The 16073-nt window shown below is 66.3% G+C and carries 20 protein-coding genes; 2 read left to right on the plus strand and 18 right to left on the minus strand.

From position 1 onward, the window contains the following. Positions 1-142: 142 nt before the first annotated feature. From Q0Z66_RS01055 to rpsB, 6 genes are all read right to left on the minus strand, one after another. Entirely contained in the window at positions 143-733 is a 591-nt protein-coding gene (locus Q0Z66_RS01055) for a DivIVA domain-containing protein (protein ID WP_298036609.1), read from the minus strand. After that, positions 730-1851, minus strand: a complete 1122-nt coding sequence (locus Q0Z66_RS01060) for a phosphatidate cytidylyltransferase (RefSeq protein ID WP_298036610.1) — start codon at positions 1849-1851, stop codon at positions 730-732. The genes Q0Z66_RS01055 and Q0Z66_RS01060 overlap by 4 nt, the downstream gene beginning before the upstream one ends. A 7-nt stretch (positions 1852-1858) precedes the next feature. Next, on the minus strand, positions 1859-2413 hold the full coding sequence (gene frr, locus Q0Z66_RS01065; protein ID WP_298036613.1) for a ribosome recycling factor: 555 nt from the start codon (positions 2411-2413) through the stop codon (positions 1859-1861). Between the two features lie 74 nt (positions 2414-2487). Then, a complete protein-coding gene (gene pyrH / locus Q0Z66_RS01070; protein ID WP_298036616.1) occupies positions 2488-3204 on the minus strand; it encodes a UMP kinase in 717 nt (238 codons plus the stop codon). Between the two features lie 94 nt (positions 3205-3298). Further along, positions 3299-4126, minus strand: coding sequence for a translation elongation factor Ts (gene tsf / locus Q0Z66_RS01075; protein ID WP_298036618.1), 828 nt, complete (start codon positions 4124-4126; stop codon positions 3299-3301). A gap of 40 nt (positions 4127-4166) precedes the next feature. Further along, positions 4167-4994 carry a 30S ribosomal protein S2 gene (gene rpsB / locus Q0Z66_RS01080; protein WP_298036622.1) on the minus strand — a complete coding sequence of 276 codons (828 nt, stop codon included), beginning with the start codon at positions 4992-4994 and terminating at the stop codon, positions 4167-4169. A gap of 301 nt (positions 4995-5295) precedes the next feature. Here rpsB and Q0Z66_RS01085 point away from each other — a divergent pair, with 301 nt between their 5' ends. Then, positions 5296-5841, plus strand: a complete 546-nt coding sequence (locus Q0Z66_RS01085; RefSeq protein ID WP_298036624.1) for a M23 family metallopeptidase — start codon at positions 5296-5298, stop codon at positions 5839-5841. On the opposite strand, the gene Q0Z66_RS01090 is transcribed toward Q0Z66_RS01085, so the two are convergent. The 9 genes from Q0Z66_RS01090 to Q0Z66_RS01130 form a co-directional block, all read right to left on the minus strand. After that, positions 5804-6706 (minus strand): tyrosine recombinase XerC, encoded by a 903-nt coding sequence (locus Q0Z66_RS01090; RefSeq protein ID WP_298036626.1) that lies wholly within the window; start codon positions 6704-6706, stop codon positions 5804-5806. The two genes, Q0Z66_RS01085 and Q0Z66_RS01090, sit on opposite strands and share 38 nt — an antisense overlap. 19 nt (positions 6707-6725) lie before the next feature. Next, positions 6726-7886: a DNA-processing protein DprA gene (gene dprA / locus Q0Z66_RS01095; RefSeq protein ID WP_298036629.1), complete on the minus strand. Its 1161-nt coding sequence runs from the start codon at positions 7884-7886 to the stop codon at positions 6726-6728. Continuing rightward, positions 7883-9412, minus strand: coding sequence for a YifB family Mg chelatase-like AAA ATPase (locus Q0Z66_RS01100; RefSeq protein ID WP_298036631.1), 1530 nt, complete (start codon positions 9410-9412; stop codon positions 7883-7885). Before Q0Z66_RS01100 ends, dprA begins: the two co-directional genes overlap by 4 nt. After that, positions 9409-9771 (minus strand): YraN family protein, encoded by a 363-nt coding sequence (locus Q0Z66_RS01105; RefSeq protein ID WP_298036633.1) that lies wholly within the window; start codon positions 9769-9771, stop codon positions 9409-9411. The genes Q0Z66_RS01100 and Q0Z66_RS01105 overlap by 4 nt, the downstream gene beginning before the upstream one ends. 91 nt (positions 9772-9862) lie before the next feature. Then, entirely contained in the window at positions 9863-10189 is a 327-nt protein-coding gene (locus tag Q0Z66_RS01110; protein ID WP_298036636.1) for a DUF2469 family protein, read from the minus strand. A gap of 37 nt (positions 10190-10226) precedes the next feature. After that, positions 10227-10889: a ribonuclease HII gene (locus tag Q0Z66_RS01115; protein WP_298036639.1), complete on the minus strand. Its 663-nt coding sequence runs from the start codon at positions 10887-10889 to the stop codon at positions 10227-10229. After that, entirely contained in the window at positions 10886-11614 is a 729-nt protein-coding gene (gene lepB / locus Q0Z66_RS01120; RefSeq protein ID WP_298036643.1) for a signal peptidase I, read from the minus strand. The genes Q0Z66_RS01115 and lepB overlap by 4 nt, the downstream gene beginning before the upstream one ends. 122 nt (positions 11615-11736) lie before the next feature. Then, positions 11737-12084 (minus strand): 50S ribosomal protein L19, encoded by a 348-nt coding sequence (rplS, locus tag Q0Z66_RS01125; RefSeq protein WP_298036647.1) that lies wholly within the window; start codon positions 12082-12084, stop codon positions 11737-11739. 164 nt (positions 12085-12248) lie between these two features. After that, entirely contained in the window at positions 12249-12743 is a 495-nt protein-coding gene (locus Q0Z66_RS01130) for an MFS transporter permease (RefSeq protein WP_298036651.1), read from the minus strand. 99 nt (positions 12744-12842) lie between these two features. Between Q0Z66_RS01130 and map the strand changes: the two genes are divergently transcribed. Next, positions 12843-13625, plus strand: coding sequence for a type I methionyl aminopeptidase (gene map / locus Q0Z66_RS01135; protein ID WP_298036654.1), 783 nt, complete (start codon positions 12843-12845; stop codon positions 13623-13625). On the opposite strand, the gene Q0Z66_RS01140 is transcribed toward map, so the two are convergent. From Q0Z66_RS01140 to Q0Z66_RS01150, 3 genes are read right to left on the minus strand one after another with little or no spacing between them, the layout of a single operon-like run. Further along, on the minus strand, positions 13618-13770 hold the full coding sequence (locus Q0Z66_RS01140) for a hypothetical protein (RefSeq protein ID WP_298036658.1): 153 nt from the start codon (positions 13768-13770) through the stop codon (positions 13618-13620). The genes map and Q0Z66_RS01140 overlap by 8 nt on opposite strands. A 2-nt stretch (positions 13771-13772) precedes the next feature. Next, a complete protein-coding gene (locus Q0Z66_RS01145; protein ID WP_298036661.1) occupies positions 13773-14357 on the minus strand; it encodes a methyltransferase domain-containing protein in 585 nt (194 codons plus the stop codon). Positions 14358-14390: 33 nt separating this feature from the next. Next, positions 14391-15989: an ABC-F family ATP-binding cassette domain-containing protein gene (locus tag Q0Z66_RS01150; RefSeq protein WP_298036664.1), complete on the minus strand. Its 1599-nt coding sequence runs from the start codon at positions 15987-15989 to the stop codon at positions 14391-14393. Positions 15990-16073 lie beyond the last annotated feature (84 nt).

Genomic DNA, 16073 nt, shown 5'->3' on the forward strand with positions numbered 1-16073 from the left:
CGCCGCTTCGCGCCCGGAGAAGGTGATTTTCGGGATGCGAGAGCATTGGGAGCGATAACGTCCCCCGATGATTCGATGTCAGTACCGGAAGTCACAATATCCTCAGTGTAGCCAGCTGCGCCTGAGTCCACCATGAGAACACTCAGCGAACCGCCAGAATCACGTCAATCGCCGCATCGAGCAGTGCGTCGACCTGCTCCTCACGATAACCCCGACGCTGCATACGGAAAGCGGCCGAGCGGAGCTGCTCTGCCGATAGGGCATCCCCATCGCGCAGGTAGCGGACGATGCGTGCCGCGACATGATCGACCTCGTCGACGCGGTACCCGAAGGTCAGAAGGCTGGTGCGCGCGAAGATCTTCCTGTTCGGCCGCGCCAGGTGATCGAGGATGCTCTGGGCCTCACCACGAGCTCTGCTCACCCACGCCTCGGCCCCGAGATCGCGCACCGATCGTTCGCGCTCACGTGCCGCGAAGGCGTCTTCAACTCGTCCCAGCGCCGCATCGACATCGCCGATCACATAACCGTTCTTGACGAGCGGGAATGAGGCGATGCGGATTTCCGCCGCGGTGAGCTCATCGAGATCGTGCTCGAAGCTCTCCCGAGCGGCCGCGAGGAAGGTGTCGACTGCCGCACGGTGATATCCGCGCACACGACCACTCGTCACGCGAAAGGCCGTGGGCGCGTCATCCGGCTCAAAGTCCTTCACATCGGTCTCCGTCTTCGAACTCATCCCGCTACCGCCCAGGGCGACAGCAGGAAGTACAGACTCAGTGCGGGAATCGTCGAGGGCAGGATGCTGTCGAGCCGATCGAGCAGACCGCCGTGGCCCGGGAGCCAGGAGCTCATGTCCTTGATCCCGATGTCGCGCTTGATCATCGACTCCGCCAGGTCGCCCATCGTCGCTGTGAGCAGAATCGCGATGCCGAAGATCGCACCGGCCCACCACGGGAGCTCCAGAAGGGTGAGTGCAAGGACGACACCCACGGCCACGGCCGCGACAACCGCTCCACCGAAGCCCTCCCAGGTCTTCTTCGGGCTGATTCGGGGAGCCATCGGATGCTTGCCGATCGCAACGCCCGCGGCGTAGGCTCCGGTGTCCGAGGCAACCGCGACGGCGATGAAGCCGAGCACCCACCACTGACCGCCCTCCTGAGCGAGCAGCATCATCGCGATACCGGCCAGGAACGGCACATAGATCTGAACCAGACCGCTCACGAGCGCATCGGAGAGGACATCGGCATATGTTCGCTCGTGCCGCGAGAACATCTGGGCGACGAGACGCCACACGATGACGAAGGCCACCGCGAAGATGAGGGCGACCCAGTAGAGCCATGCCGGGGCGAAATAACCGGCCAGCACGAGCGCGGCTGCCGCGATCATCTGCGGGGTCAGGTCGAGGTGGCGTCCCGAAGTGCGCAGCGCACGCGTCAGCTCGAACACACCGAGCAGAGCGATCGCCAGGGCGATGGGGACGAAGAGCTCCTTGATGAACAGCAACGACCCCAGCAGCAGGGCGCCCAGCGCGACTCCGACGAGGATCGCGAGGATCAGATCACGCCCGGTACGGGCCTTGATCCGCTCGTTCGCCTGATCCAGCTGCTCGCGGGCCTGGTTGACATGCGTCTCGAATTCGCCTCGTGCGTGGCGCAGTTGCTCGCGGACGGCGGATCCCGCCCCGGACACCGGCTCCACGGGTTCCGGAAGCGGTGGGCGAGGCGGGATCAGGGCCTCATCGAACGTCGGGGGCTCGACGGAGTCGGGACCGATCGAATCCGGGGTCAGCTCTTCACGCGCCTCTCGCCGCGTGCGCGGGCGGTCGGCGTCGGTGTCACCACGCGAATCGCTCATATCGTGATCAGACCTCGAGAAGCTCGACCTCTTTGCGCTTGAGCGCGTCATCGATCAGATCGACGTGCTGGCGCGTGACAGCATCCAGTTCCTTCTCACCGCGGGCGATCTCGTCCTCGCCGACCTCGCTCTTCAGCGCGTCGAGCTCGTCCTTGGCCTTGCGACGGATGCCGCGGACGTGGACCTTCGCGTCCTCGCCCTTGGTGCGGACGAGCTTCACGTACTCCTTGCGCCGTTCCTCGGTCAGCTCGGGCATCGTGACCCGGACGATGTTGCCATCGTTCGTCGGGTTCGCTCCGAGGTTCGGCATGTCGCGGATCGCCTGCTCGATCGCCTTCAGCGCCGACTTGTCGTACGGCGTGATGATCAGCGAACGGGCCTCGGGGTTCGCGAGGGACGCGAGCTGGGCAAGAGGAGTCGGCGAGCCGTAGTAGTCGACCATCACCTTCTGGAACAGCTGGGGGTTCGCGCGACCCGTGCGAACGGTGGCGAAGTCCTCCTTGGCAGCTTCGACCGCACGCGTCATGCGAGAGGTGGTTTCAGCGAGGACATCCGCGATCACGGTGACTCCTATCGTCAGTGTGTTCTTGCAATTCTACCGGGCTGCACGGCTGTGCCCCGGTCACCGGCACGCCCTCAGGCGGTGACCAGTGTGCCGATCGGTTCGCCCAGAAGGGCACGCGTGACGTTGCCAGCGGGCTCCATTCCGAACACGCGCATGTCCATGTTGTTGTCCATGCAGAGACTGAAAGCTGTCGAATCGACGACCTTGAGCCCGCGCTGCAGCGCATCGCGGTAGGTCACCTTGTCGATGCGCGTCGCCGAGGAATCCTTGTGCGGGTCGGCGGTGTATACGGCGTCGACGCCGTTCTTCGCGACGAGGACCTCCTGTGCGCCGATCTCCAGTGCGCGCTGCGCAGCGACCGTGTCGGTCGAGAAGTAGGGCAGACCGGCTCCGGCTCCGAAGATGACGACGCGCCCCTTCTCCATGTGCCGCTCGGCGCGAAGAGGAATGTAGGACTCGGCGACCTGCGTCATGGAAATGGCGGACTGCACGCGCGTGGGCGCGCCCGCCTGCTCGAGGAAGTCCTGCAGCGCGAGTGCGTTCATGACCGTCCCGAGCATGCCCATGTAATCGGCGCGTCCCCGGTCCATGCCTCGCTGGCTGAGCTCGGCACCCCGGAAGAAGTTTCCGCCGCCGACGACGATCGCGATCTCGACCTCATCGACCGCCGCGGCGATCTCGCGGGCGATCTGGCTCACCACATCGGGGTTGACGCCCAGCTGGCCGGCTCCGAAAGCCTCACCGGAGAGCTTGAGAAGGACGCGGCGGCGTCCGGTGCGTTCAGTCATGGGTGTGATGTCCTCTCGTCCCGATTCAAGATAGTGCCTTCTGGGCATGAAGAAGGGGTTCGGACCCGTATGGATCCGAACCCCTTCAGAATAACTACGCGCCGACCTTGAAGCGCGCGAAGTCCGTCACGGTGATACCGGCGTCCTTCGCCACCTGGGCGACAGAGAGCTTGCTGTCCTTGGCGTAGTCCTGCTCGAGCAGGGCGACCTGCTTGATGAATGCAGAGACACGGCCCTCGACGATCTTGGGCAGAGCCGCTTCCGGCTTGCCCTCGTTGCGGGAGATCTCCGTGACGATCTCGCGCTCCTTCTCGACGGCGTCCGCGGGGACGTCCTCACGGGACAGGTAGGACGGGTTCGCGAACGAGATGTGCTGCGCGATGCTGCGAGCCGTTGCCGCGTCGTCACCCGAGTAGGCGACGACCACGCCGATCTGCGGGGGCAGATCCTTGCTCGTGCGGTGCATGTAGACCTCGACGGCGTCACCGGTCACGGTGCGCACCTGGCGCAGCTCGACCTTCTCGCCGATGATGGCTGCCTCGTCGGAGATCAGGTCCCCGACGGTCTGGGCGTCGACCGACGCGGCCAGGGCCGCCTCGACCGAGTCAGCGTTGACGGCTGCAACAGCATCCGCGACCTTGTCGGCGAGCGCGATGAAACGCTCGTTCTTCGCGACGAAGTCGGTCTCGCAGGCGAGCTCGATGAGCGTGACGCTGTTGCCCTGCTCACGCGAGACGACGAGGCCCTCGCTGGTCGAACGGTCGGCGCGCTTGGCGTTGCCCTTCGCACCCTTCAGGCGGAGAAGCTCGACGGCCTTTTCGCGGTCGCCGTCGGCCTCTTCGAGCGCCTTCTTCGTGTCAACCATTCCGGTGCCGAGCTGCTCACGCAGCGCCTTGATGTCGGCGATGGTGAAGTTGGCCATGGTGGTGGCTCCTTGCTTCGTTAGGTGTGTGTACGCGGAATTACTTGGCGTCGGCTGCGTCAGCGGCCGGAGCCTCTGCCGGAGCCTCGGTGGGAGCCTCAGCAGCACCCTCGGCCGGAGCCTCGAGGAGCTCCTGCTCCCATGCGGCCAGCGGCTCGGCGTCGCCCGACTCGGGGTTGTGCTTCTTCTGCAGACCCTCGGCTGCAGCATCGGCGATGACGCGGGTCAGCAGCGAGACGGAGCGGATCGCGTCGTCGTTGCCGGGGATCGGGTACTGGAAGTCGTCCGGGTCGGCGTTCGTGTCGAGGATGCCGATCACGGGGATGCCAAGCTTCTTTGCCTCGTCGATCGCAAGGTGCTCGCGCTTGGCGTCGACGACCCACAGGGCCGACGGCGTCTTGGTGAGGTTGCGGATACCGCCCAGCGACTTGTGCAGCTTGTCGAGCTCGCGCTTCTTGAGCAGCAGCTCCTTCTTCGTGAAGCCCGAAGCAGACGGGTTCTCGTAGTCGAGCTCCTCGAGCTCCTTCATGCGAGCGAGGCGCTTGGCGATCGTCTGGAAGTTGGTGAGGAGGCCACCGAGCCAGCGCTGGTTCACGTAAGGTTGGCCGACGCGCGTCGCCTGCTCTGCGAGAATCTCCTGCGCCTGCTTCTTCGTGCCAACGAAGAGGATGGTGCCGCCATGGGCAACCGTCTCCTTGACGAAGTCGTAGGCCTGGTTGATGTAGTTGACCGACTGCTGCAGGTCAATGATGTGGATGCCGCTGCGCTCAGTGAGGATGAAGCGCTTGCCCTTCGGGTTCCAGCGACGGGTCTGGTGTCCGAAGTGAACGCCAGCATCGAGCAGCTGACGGACGGTGACCACTGCCATGGTCGTCTCCTTTGTGTTGTGGCGCTCGCGCGCCGTTGAGGTTGTTTCGCGATCAGGTGATCGACTGTCCTGGTGCCCGGCGCACACCCGCCCTCTCGCGGAGAGGGACCTGTGGGAGTGAATGCCGCGACATAAGTCGCTCTGGGCACGCGTAGTCACCTCGATACTCGAGGTGCGACTTCCAGTGTACAGGATCGCGATCAATCAACTTCTCCTCCACGGCGGCAGCGTCGGCGCCGGTTCTCCACCAGCGGGGATTGGACGCGGATGCATTTCTGTTCGAGGGCCGATGATCGTGCTCATGCTGTCTTCACACGGCCTTCGCCGCCCTTTCCTCGTGCTGTCGCTGTGCCTTGTTGCGCTCTTCCTCACCTCTGCCGGCGCTGCGCCGGCCCCTGCGTCCTGGCGATGGCCTCTGGACGGCCCGCGCGACGTGATCACAGTATTCCGCGCACCCTCCCATGATTTCGGCCCCGGACATCGCGGGGTCGATCTGGCCTCCTCCGTCGGCGCTGCGGTTCGCGCTCCGGCCCACGGCGTCGTCGCGTTCCGCGGCACGGTCGTCGATCGGCCCCTGCTGACGATCGATCATGGCGGCGGGTTCGTCTCAACCTTCGAGCCGATGGATTCCGATCTCGCCCTCGGGGATGCAATCGTCGCCGGCGCAGAGATCGGTCACGTCGCCACGGGCGGCCACACACCGGCGGGTCAGCTGCATGTCGGGGTCCGATGGAACGGCGTGTACATCAATCCGATGGCACTCTTCGGAGACGCTCCCCGCGCCGTACTGCTCCCCTGCTGCCAGGCGATCACGCCCGCGGATGGGCGAGCCGGTACGTCGCCCTGAGCCTCTCGGACGATACGTGCGTATAGATCTGGGTGGTGCCGAGACTCGCATGCCCGAGGAGCTCCTGCACGGCACGGAGATCGGCACCGCCGTCGAGCAGATGGGTGGCGGCCGAATGCCGCAGCGCATGCGGTCCCACTGCGTCGCTTCCGACGATGGGACCCAGCGCCTCGGCGACGAGCGTGTACACGGTGCGAGGACCGAGCCTGGCACCGCGGGCTCCGAGGAATACCGCCGGTGAGGCCTGTTCGCTCCTCATCTGGAGGGCGCCTCGCCCGCGGGTGAGGTAAGCGTCGAGCGAGTCGCGCGCCGGCAGCCCGAACGGCACCACGCGCTCCTTGCCGCCCTTCCCGAGTACCCGCAGCGTCGCCCGCTCCCGATCGACGTCGTCGATATCAAGGCCGCAGAGTTCGGCAACACGGACACCGGCCCCGTACAGGATTTCGAGGATTGCGTGATCGCGCAGCAGCACCGGGTCGCCGCTCGCCGCTGCCGCGCGACGCGAATCAAGCAGCTCGCGCATGCCGTCCTGGGACGCGACCGCGGGCAGAGTGCGTCCACGCTTGGGCGATACGAGCCGGAGGCTGGGATCGAGGCTGATCAGCTCCTCTTCCTTCGCCCAGGCGCAGAAGGCACGTGCCGTCGACGCCCGCCGAGCCAACGTCGATCGGGCATCGCCGCGCTGCGTTGCGTGCCAGAGCCAGTCCCGCAGCGCTTCCAGATCGACGTCGCCCAATGAAAGCTCCCCGAGATGCGCTCCGAGATCGCGTAGATCAGCATCGTAGGCGCGCACCGTCGCCGGCGACAGCCGTCTCACCTGTTCGATATGGGTGAGGAAGCGCGTCACCGCCGCCCGGAATTCCATGCTTCCAGCATGCCACCCCTCACGCCCGCCGCCATCCTTCGGCACTCTGCGCCGCACGCCCGTCGAGGCCCAGCAGACCGAGTATCCCGCGGACTCTGTCGACCGCGAGTCCCGACCGTGCCGCGATCTCAGCGGGCGGATGCGCCACCCTCCTGCTGAGCGCATCCAGCACCCGAACGGTATCGGGTTCTTCACGATCCTCTGCGAATGACGGCCCGCCCTGGCAGGCTGCGCCGGCACCCATGAGCTCGCGGACCTCTTCGGCGCTGGTCACGCAGTGCGCATCGTATTCGCGCAGCAGCCGATGGCAACCTGCAGAAGCAGCACTGGTGATCGGACCCGGCACCGCCCCCAGCGGCCTCCCCAGCGACGAGGCGTGCCCGGCTGTGTTCAGCGAACCGCTGCGCCACCCCGCCTCGACGACGACTGTCGCCTGGCCGAGCGCGGCGATAATCCTGTTTCGACTCAAAAACCGCCACTTGGTCGGTGCCGCACCGCAGGGAAGCTCGCTGAGGACGACACCGGAAGATCGGATCTGGTCGAAAAGTTGTTGGTGCCCGGCGGGATACGCGCGATCGACTCCCCCGGCGAGCACAGCGACGGTGGCGCCGCCGACTCCCAGCGCAGCGCGATGAGCCGATCCGTCGATTCCGTAGGCGCCGCCGGAGATGACCGCGGCACCGCCCATCGCGAGATCCCCGGCGAGCTCCGCCGCGACACGATCGCCGTATGCGGTTGCTGCCCGCGCACCGACGATGCTCGCGCGTTGCCGCATGTTCAGAATTGCCGGGTCGCCCCGCATCCACAGTGCTGTCGGCGCATGCTCTGCAAGGTCGTCTACAGCCGTCGGCCATGCGGCATCCCCCGGCAGCAGCAGAGCGGAACCCGCTTCCAGAGCGCCCCGCAGGGCGTCGTGCACGGCAGCCGGACGCGCACGTGGCATCCATCTCTTCCGCGCTTCGTGAAGCGTCTTCTCGGTCAAGCCGCGCTCGTCGCACGCAACGCGCAAGGCTTCCGCAGCGCCGAGGCGCTCGATCAGCACTCCGGCGACCCCGTCTCCGGGCTCCGTCATGGTGTTCCAGGCGATCCGGGCGATCGTCTCGACGGGATCCTCCCGGTCAGGGCGCAACTGACGCGCAGCGTGCAGGAGCAGGGCGTCCGACATCAGTGCGGCGATCATGCGATGAGTCCTCTCTTGAGAAACAGGGCGTGTCCGAGGTGGTCGGCTCCGGGCCGGTCTGCGCCGGCGATATCGGCGAGCGTCCAGGCGAGACGCAGAACCCGGTCGTATCCGCGCAGGGTCAGCTGTCCGCGCTCGAGGGCGCGGTCCAGGGGCGCCCTGGTGACTGCGGGCACGCGCCACTCCCCCTGACGAAGCCACGCTCCCGACACCTCCGCGTTCACCCGCCAGGGAGTTGCGGACCAACGTCCTGCGGCGGCGATTCGAGCGCGCTCCACCCGTTCTCGCGCCTGGGCCGTCGTGAGGCCCGAGCCAGCAGCGCCCGTCGCGACCGAGGCCGCCACGCGCGTCACCTGCAGGTCGATGTCGATCCGATCTCGGAGCGGCCCTGAGAGCCGAGCGCCGTATCGTCGGATCGCCACGGGCGGACAGATGCATTCGGCATTGCGGACCCCGTAGTTTCCGCAGGGGCAGGGATTCGTCGCGAGGGCTAGTTGGAACTTCGCCGGGAAACGCGCGCGGAAGCCCGCGCGGTCGATCTCGATGCGTCCGGACTCGAGCGGCTGGCGCAGCGCATCGAGCGCGACGCGCGAGAACTCGGCGGCTTCGTCGAGGAACAGAACTCCGCGATGGGCGCGCACGATCGCCCCGGGGCGCACCGCTCGCGATCCGCCACCCACGAGCGCGGCGACCGAAGCACTGTGATGGGGCGCTTCGATGGGCGGCAACCGGTCGAGCGCATCCACGTCTCCTCCGTGGAGCGAGCGGATCGCCGCGACCTCGAGTGCCGCGTCGTCGTCCAGCGGAGGCAGGATTCCCGGGAGCCGCCGTGCGAGCATCGTCTTTCCCGCGCCGGGCGGGCCGCTCATCAACAGGTGGTGCCCGCCTGCGGCCGCGACCACGAGCGCCTCGACCGCCTCGTCCTGACCGACCACGTCGACCAGGTCCAGTGCCTCGTCCTCCCGCGGGGCAGATTCTTCCCGCGCCACAGGCTCCACGTCCGGCACGATGATGTCGGCACCGTGCCACTGCGCCGCTTCGGCAAGACTGCGTGCCGCATGCACATGGACGCCGGGCACCAGACGGGCTTCCTCGGCATTCGCGTAGGGCACGATCACGCGTTCGAAACCGGCTCGCGCAGCGGCGAACACGGCCGGCAGCACCCCGGGAACCGGGCGCAGGCGTCCGTCGAGACCGAGTTCGCCGATATGCACCGTTCGAGAGATCGACCCGGCGTCCAGAACGCCTTCCGTCGCAACAGCCGAGATCGCGACGCCCAGGTCGAACCCGCTGCCGTTCTTCGGCAGACTCGCCGGCGAGAGGTTCACCGTGAGGCGCCGTCTCGTCATGGGCAGTCCCGAGTTCGATACGGCGTTGTGCACGCGCTGCACGGCTTCGCCGAGCGCTTTGTCCGGCAGACCGACGATCCGGAACCCCGGTGTCTGATTCGACACATCCGCTTCGATCTCGACGAGGTGCCCGTCGACGCCGGTGAGCGCGACGGCCCAGGTCCGTGCTGTCCTCATCGCAGATCGACCAGGTGCTCGATCATCGCGGTGGCCGGATCGGCTCCGGTGATCCCGATGATCTCCAGTCTCGGCATCCGTCGGCGTGCGACATCAGGATGATCCGCCGCCCAGGCGAATGCGAGACGCCAGAGCCGATCGCGCTTTCGCCCATCGATCGCGTCGAAAGGATGCCCGAAACCGATGCTCGTCCGGGTCTTCACCTCGACGATGCACAACACGCCATCGCTCTCGGCGACGATATCGATCTCGCCCTGACGACAGCGCCAGTTGCGGTCGAGAATGCGATAGCCGCGGGCCGTCAGGTGGTCGACGGCGCGGTCTTCACCGGCACGTCCGAGGTCGTCTTTCTCTGCCATCCCTCAAGCATGAGACGGGCGGCAAAGCGGTCTGTTGCCCTATGCACGATCTGCGCAGAACAAGCGAGAAGCGCTCAGATGTGGAAAGAAGTCACTTGCCGTCGAGCGAGAGGTCGTCCGGGAGCTCGAACTCGCGGCGCTGCAGCTCTTCCACGTTGACGTCCTTGAAGGTGAGGACGCGCACGGCCTTGACGAACCTGTCGGCGCGGTAGATGTCCCACACCCACACATCCGTCATCGACAGTTCGAAGTAGAAGTCGTTCTCGGTGTCGCGGCGGACGACGCTGACCTCATTAGCCAGATAGAACCGTCGCTCGGTCTCGACCACATACTGGAACTGCCCCACGACATCCCGGTACTCCCGGAAGAGAGCGAGCTCGAGCTCGCGGTCGTAGTCGTCGAACGCCTCGTCATCCATGATGACTCCATCCTATGAGAACAAATGGCGTTCCCGATCAGAACAGCGCCGGTGGCGCGTCGGTGATCGCCCAGGACGCGCGGTGGTGCGGCGTGAGGCCGAAGTCGCGGATGGCCGCGCGGTGATCAGGACTCGCGTAACCCTTGTTGCGGTCCCACCGGTAGGCGGTGTGCGAATCATGCAGATCGGCCATCAGCGCGTCTCGCTCGACCTTCGCGATGACGGATGCCGCCGACACCGAGGCGCAGTCACGATCCCCCTTGATAACGGAGCGGACCTGCAGCGGGACCGGGTGCACCCGGGAGACGTAATCATGGTTTCCGTCGAGGATGACGAGCGCTCCCGCGATGGAGGCTCCCTGCGCCACGACGGCGTCGATCGCGCGGGATGCCGCCAGCCCCAGGGACCGCATGATGCCGACCTCGTCCACTTCGGATGCTGTTGCCCACCCGATTGCGGAGGCCTGGACCCAGGCTGCTGCCCGTTCCGCCATCTCCGGTCGGCGTTTCTCGGTGATCAGCTTCGAGTCGCGCAGGCCTTCGGGGATGCGACGTCGGGCCCCGGCAGCATCCATCACTGCCGCGCCCACCGAGACGGGCCCCGCGAGCGCTCCGCGCCCGACCTCATCGAGGGCGATGATGAGGTCGTATTCCGCGAGGATCTCGCGCTCGAGCGTCAGCGTCGGTTCGATCACCGTCATTGTGCGTCGGGGATGCCGTTGAAGATGTCATGGTGCCCATCGACCGCACTGATCCTTCCGAGCGGCCACGTGATCAGAAAGGCCTTGCCGACGACGTTCTCCAGCGGCACGAATCCTCCGCTGGGGAGATCCTGGTGCGCACGGGCGTCCTGGGAACGGTCACGGTTATCGCCGAGCAGCCAGAGCGCACCCTCCGGCACGGTGACGTCGAAGGGATCGTTGGAGGCCTGCGTGTCGCCTTCGGGAAGGTCCAGATAGCTGAGCTCATCGATCGGCGCGCCATTGATCTCGATCTGGCCGAGCGCGTTGCAGCAGACGACGTGGTCGCCGCCGACGCCGATGATCCTCTTGACGAGGTGGTCCTCACTGTCGGAGGTGGAGAGCCCGATCACCGTCAGCAGCTTGTCGATCCCTTCCAGCAGCGGAGGGCCGGCGGGCTTCTGCACGGCCGGGGGCAGCCATCCGCCCGGATCTTCGAAGACGACGACGTCGCCGCGCTGATATCCGGTCCACCGCGGCGTGAGCTCGTCGACCAGGATCCGGTCGTCGACCATGAGCGTGCGCTCCATGGATGCCGAGGGGATGTAGAAAGAACGCACGATGAACGTCTTGACGAGGAAGGAGACGAGCGCGGCGATGACGATGATCACCAGGACGTCCCGCAGGAAGATCCAGAATCCACGCCGCCGCTTGCCGGGGCCGTCCGTGACGGATTCAGAGCTCATCGAATTCCTTTTTGAGAGATCGGTTGCGCACTGGGCGCCATGATCTAGGTTCGCACACTCCCGAAGCGACGAAGCACCCCGGGACGAGTTCGTCCCGGGGTGCTTCGGAGAATCAGCGGAGATCAGTTCTCGCGCTTCTCCTTGATCTTCGCCTTCTTGCCGCGCAGCTCGCGCAGGTAGTACAGCTTGGCGCGACGGACATCGCCGCGGCTGACGATCTCGATGCGCTCGATCACCGGCGAGTGAACCGGGAAGGTGCGCTCGACGCCCACCTGGAAGCTGATCTTGCGGACCGTGAAGGTCTCGCGAACGCTGTCGCCCTGGCGGCCGAGAACGACGCCCTGGAAGATCTGGACACGAGAGCGGCTGCCCTCGGTGATGTTGACGTGAACCTTGACCGTGTCGCCGGGGCGGAAGTCAGGGATGTCGGAACGGAGCGAAGCCGCGTCGACGGCGTCCAGAAGATGCATGATCGTCTCTCTCTGCACCCGCCACAGGTCGAATGCATGGAATATAAGGAATACGTGGGTGTGTGCCGAACGGTGCGGAAGCATCCGTGGACTCCCCTGAGGCAGAGCCTGTTCACGGCACAATCGTCCATTGTGCCATGAATCCGCCCCGCAACCAAAAGGAATCAGTCCCGCCGCGCGGTGTTCTCCTGGATGATGTAGACGTCGTCGACGCTGACCGAGGGTTTCGGCGCGCCGGCCTCCTGCGACGGTGCGGAGCCGCCGACGATCCGGATGCCTCCTCCGCGCAACCGTGCGTCGTTCCACAGCTGCCAGATCATCAGCCAGAACACGCCGACGGCTGCGGCGATCGCTGCGGTCAGCAGCAGACCGAACCATTTCTGCGGGTAGAAGCCGACGGCGATCGTCAGACCATGCCAGACGGTGAAGCCGAGCACGTCCCACCAGGAGGCCATCCGAGCCTCGCGCGCCGAGGTTCTGGCCCGCATCATCAGCGCGAGGACGATCTCTCCGATCAGCACGGAGGGTATCGCGATGAAGAGCACCCAGAGGATCGCCCAGCCACTCGCGTTGAAGACGCCCCAGCCGATCAGCAGCCACAGCGGCAGGATGATCGCCGCGGGGAACGTCCAGCGGTAGATGAATCGGCGCAGCCACATGCACAGCATGCTACGACCTCCACCCATGAACCGGGACGGTGTTCGCTGTGAGCAGGCTCAGCGGACATCGGGGAGAATGGAACAGACGAGAGGAACACGATGATCGAACTGCGCACCCCTGCCGAGATCGACGAGATGCGAGCGGCCGGACGATTCGTCGCCGAGACCCTGGCGACACTGCGCGAGGAGACGAAGGTGGGCACGAACCTCCTGAGCATCGACAAGCGTGCGCACGAGATGATCCGCAAGGCGGGCGCCGAGAGCTGCTACATCGACTATGCGCCCTCGTTCGGCAACGGCCCGTTCGGCAAGGTCATCTGCACCTCGATCAACGATGCCGTGCTGCACGGGCTCCCCCACGACTATGTGCTGCGCGATGGCGACCTCGTGTCGCTCGACTTCGCCGTCTCGGTCGACGGCTGGGTCGCCGACTCCGCGGTCTCGTTCGTCGTGGGCTCCGCCCGCGAGGAGGACCTGCGTTTGATCGATACGACGGAGCGCGCGCTGGATGCTGCGATCGCCGCCGCCACGGTCGGAAACCGTATCGGCGACATCTCGGCATCCGTCGCGGAGATCGCCTACGGCGAGGGCTACTCGATCAACACCGACTTCGGCGGGCACGGCGTCGGCCGCACCATGCACGGTGACCCGCACGTCGCCAACGATGGTCGCGCCGGCCGTGGCTTCCCGCTGCGCGATGGCCTGGTGCTCGCGCTCGAGCCCTGGTTCCTGCAGACCACCGATGAGCTCATGACGGATGCCGACGGCTGGACGCTGCGCAGCGCCGATGGTTCGCGCGGCGCCCACTCCGAACACACTGTGGCGATCACCGCCGACGGCCCGATCGTGCTGACCGACCGGAGCTTCCTCGGCGTCAAATGAGCGCGCGGTAGACGAACACCGCGGTGCGCATGGGCAGTTCGAAGGAGTCCTTGCCTCGCGTGGCCGGGGCGGCGTCGAGGATGCTCCCGATCTCGACGATCTTCCGCTGACGCGTCGCCTCGTCCGCGGTGAGAAAGCTACTCACCGTCAACCAGCGTGCGAGATACGCCTCACGCGTGATCGCCTCGACCCAGGCGATGTCGTGCTGGTATTCGAAGACGAATCCGGGCAGTTCATCAGCCGCGGCATCCGTCGTCGTGTCGCTCTCACCGACGGCGGGGTGGCGATGCGATGGCAGGCGTAGTCCCACGCGCACGACGGATCGGAGTGATTCCACAGCAGGCCGAGAACGCCACCGGGCTTCAGCACCCGACGGATCTCGGCGCAGGCCGGGTCTCGATCGAACCAGTGGAACGCCTGCGCGACGGTAACGGCGTCGACGCTCGCCCGGTCCAGCGGGATGTCCTCGGCGCCCGCGACACGGGTCTCGATGGCGGGGAGCTTCGCCCGCAGTACGTCGAGCATGGCGACGGACGGCTCGATCGCGATCACGCGGTCAGCGCGCTCGACGAGCAATTCGGTGAATTTTCCGGTGCCGGCGCCGAGATCGAGCACGGCGTTCACTCGCTCCGGAAGGATCGCATCCGCCGCGGCATCCGGAAATCCCGGCCGATACCGGTCGTACTCCTCGCCGATCGACTCGAACGACTTCGCCAGTTGCTGATCCACCATGCCTCGACGCTACTGCCTCGAGGGTCGGACGACTTACGCGAGCTCGATGAGCTCCTGGTACTCCTGGTTCCAGATGTCTTCGACGCCGTCGGGCAGGATGAGCACGCGCTCGGGGTTGAGCGAGGCGACGGCCCCGGGGTCGTGGGAGACCAGGACGACCGCGCCCTCGTAATGCGCGAGCGCATCGAGGATCTCCAGGCGGGAGGCCGGGTCGAGGTTGTTGGTGGGCTCGTCCAACAGGAGCAGGTTCGCGGACGAGACGACGAGGGTCGCGAGCGACAGACGCGTCTTCTCCCCGCCGGAGAGCACACCGGCCGGCTTGAGGACATCGTCGCCCGTGAACAGGAATGATCCGAGCACGCGACGCGCCTCGGTCTCGGTGATGTGCGGAGCCGCCGAGACCATGTTCTCGAGCACGGAGCGGTCGACGTCGAGGTTCTCGTGCTCCTGGGCGTAGTAGCCGACCTTGAGGCCGTGCCCCGGCTCGAGCTGCCCCGTGTCGGGTTCGTCGACGCCGGCGAGCATGCGCAGCAGCGTCGTCTTTCCCGCACCGTTGAGGCCGAGCACGACGACCTTCGAACCGCGATCGATCGCGAGGTCGACGTCGGTGAAAATCTCCAGCGACCCGTAGGACTTCGACAGGCCGGATGCCATGAGCGGAGTCTTGCCACAGGCTGCGGGCTTCGGGAACCGCAGCTTCGCGACGCGGTCGACCTCGCGCACGTCATCGAGGCCGGCGAGCAGCTTCTCGGCGCGCGCGACCATTTGGTGCGCGGCGGCGGCCTTCGACGCCTTCGCGCCGAAGCGGGCGGCCTGCAGCTGAAGGGTCGTCGCCTTCTTCTCGGCGTTCGCGCGCTCCTTCTTGCGGCGCTCCTCATCGGCGGCGCGCTGGCGCAGGTAGTTCTTCCAGTTCATGTTGTACGCATCGATGCACTGGCGGTTGGCATCGAGGTAGAACACCCGGTTGACAGTCTCGCCGACGAGCTCGATGTCGTGGCTGATGACGATGAGCCCGCCCTTGTAGTTCTTCAGGAACTCGCGCAGCCACACGACGCTGTCCGCGTCGAGGTGGTTGGTCGGCTCGTCGAGGATCATCGTCTCGGCATCCGAGAACAGGATGCGGGCGAGCTCGATACGGCGGCGCTGACCGCCCGAGAGGGTCTTCAGCGGCTGGTCGAGGATGCGATCCGGCAGCGAGAGGTTGTTCGCGATCGAGGCGGCCTCCGCCTCGGCCGCGTAGCCACCGAGTCCTTCGAAGCGCTCCATGAGGTTCGCGAACTTCTTCATGGCCTTCTCGGAGACCTTCGGGTCGTCGGATGCCATGTCCTCGGAGGCCTTCGTCATCCCGAGCTGGATCGTGCCGAGTCCGCGGGCATCGAGGATGCGGGTGCGGGCGAGCATCTCCGGGTCGCCGGTGCGCGGATCCTGAGGGAGGTATCCGAGCTCGCCCGACTTCGTCACCTTGCCGCCCGAGGGCAGCAGGTCACCGGCGAGCACCTTCGTCAGCGTGGTCTTGCCGGCACCGTTTCGACCGACGAGGCCGATCTTGTCGCCGGCGGAGACGCGGAAAGAGACGTCCTCCATGAGCAGGCGGGCGCCCACGCGGATCTCGAGATCGTGCACGGCGAGCACAGCAGACGTCCGTTCTTCAGAGGGATGGGGAGGCCGAGGGGCCAGCCTCCGATTCTACCGCCCTCCTCCTGGGTGGATGCCCCG

The organism is uncultured Microbacterium sp., assembly GCF_947632095.1.
Taxonomy (GTDB): domain Bacteria; phylum Actinomycetota; class Actinomycetes; order Actinomycetales; family Microbacteriaceae; genus Microbacterium.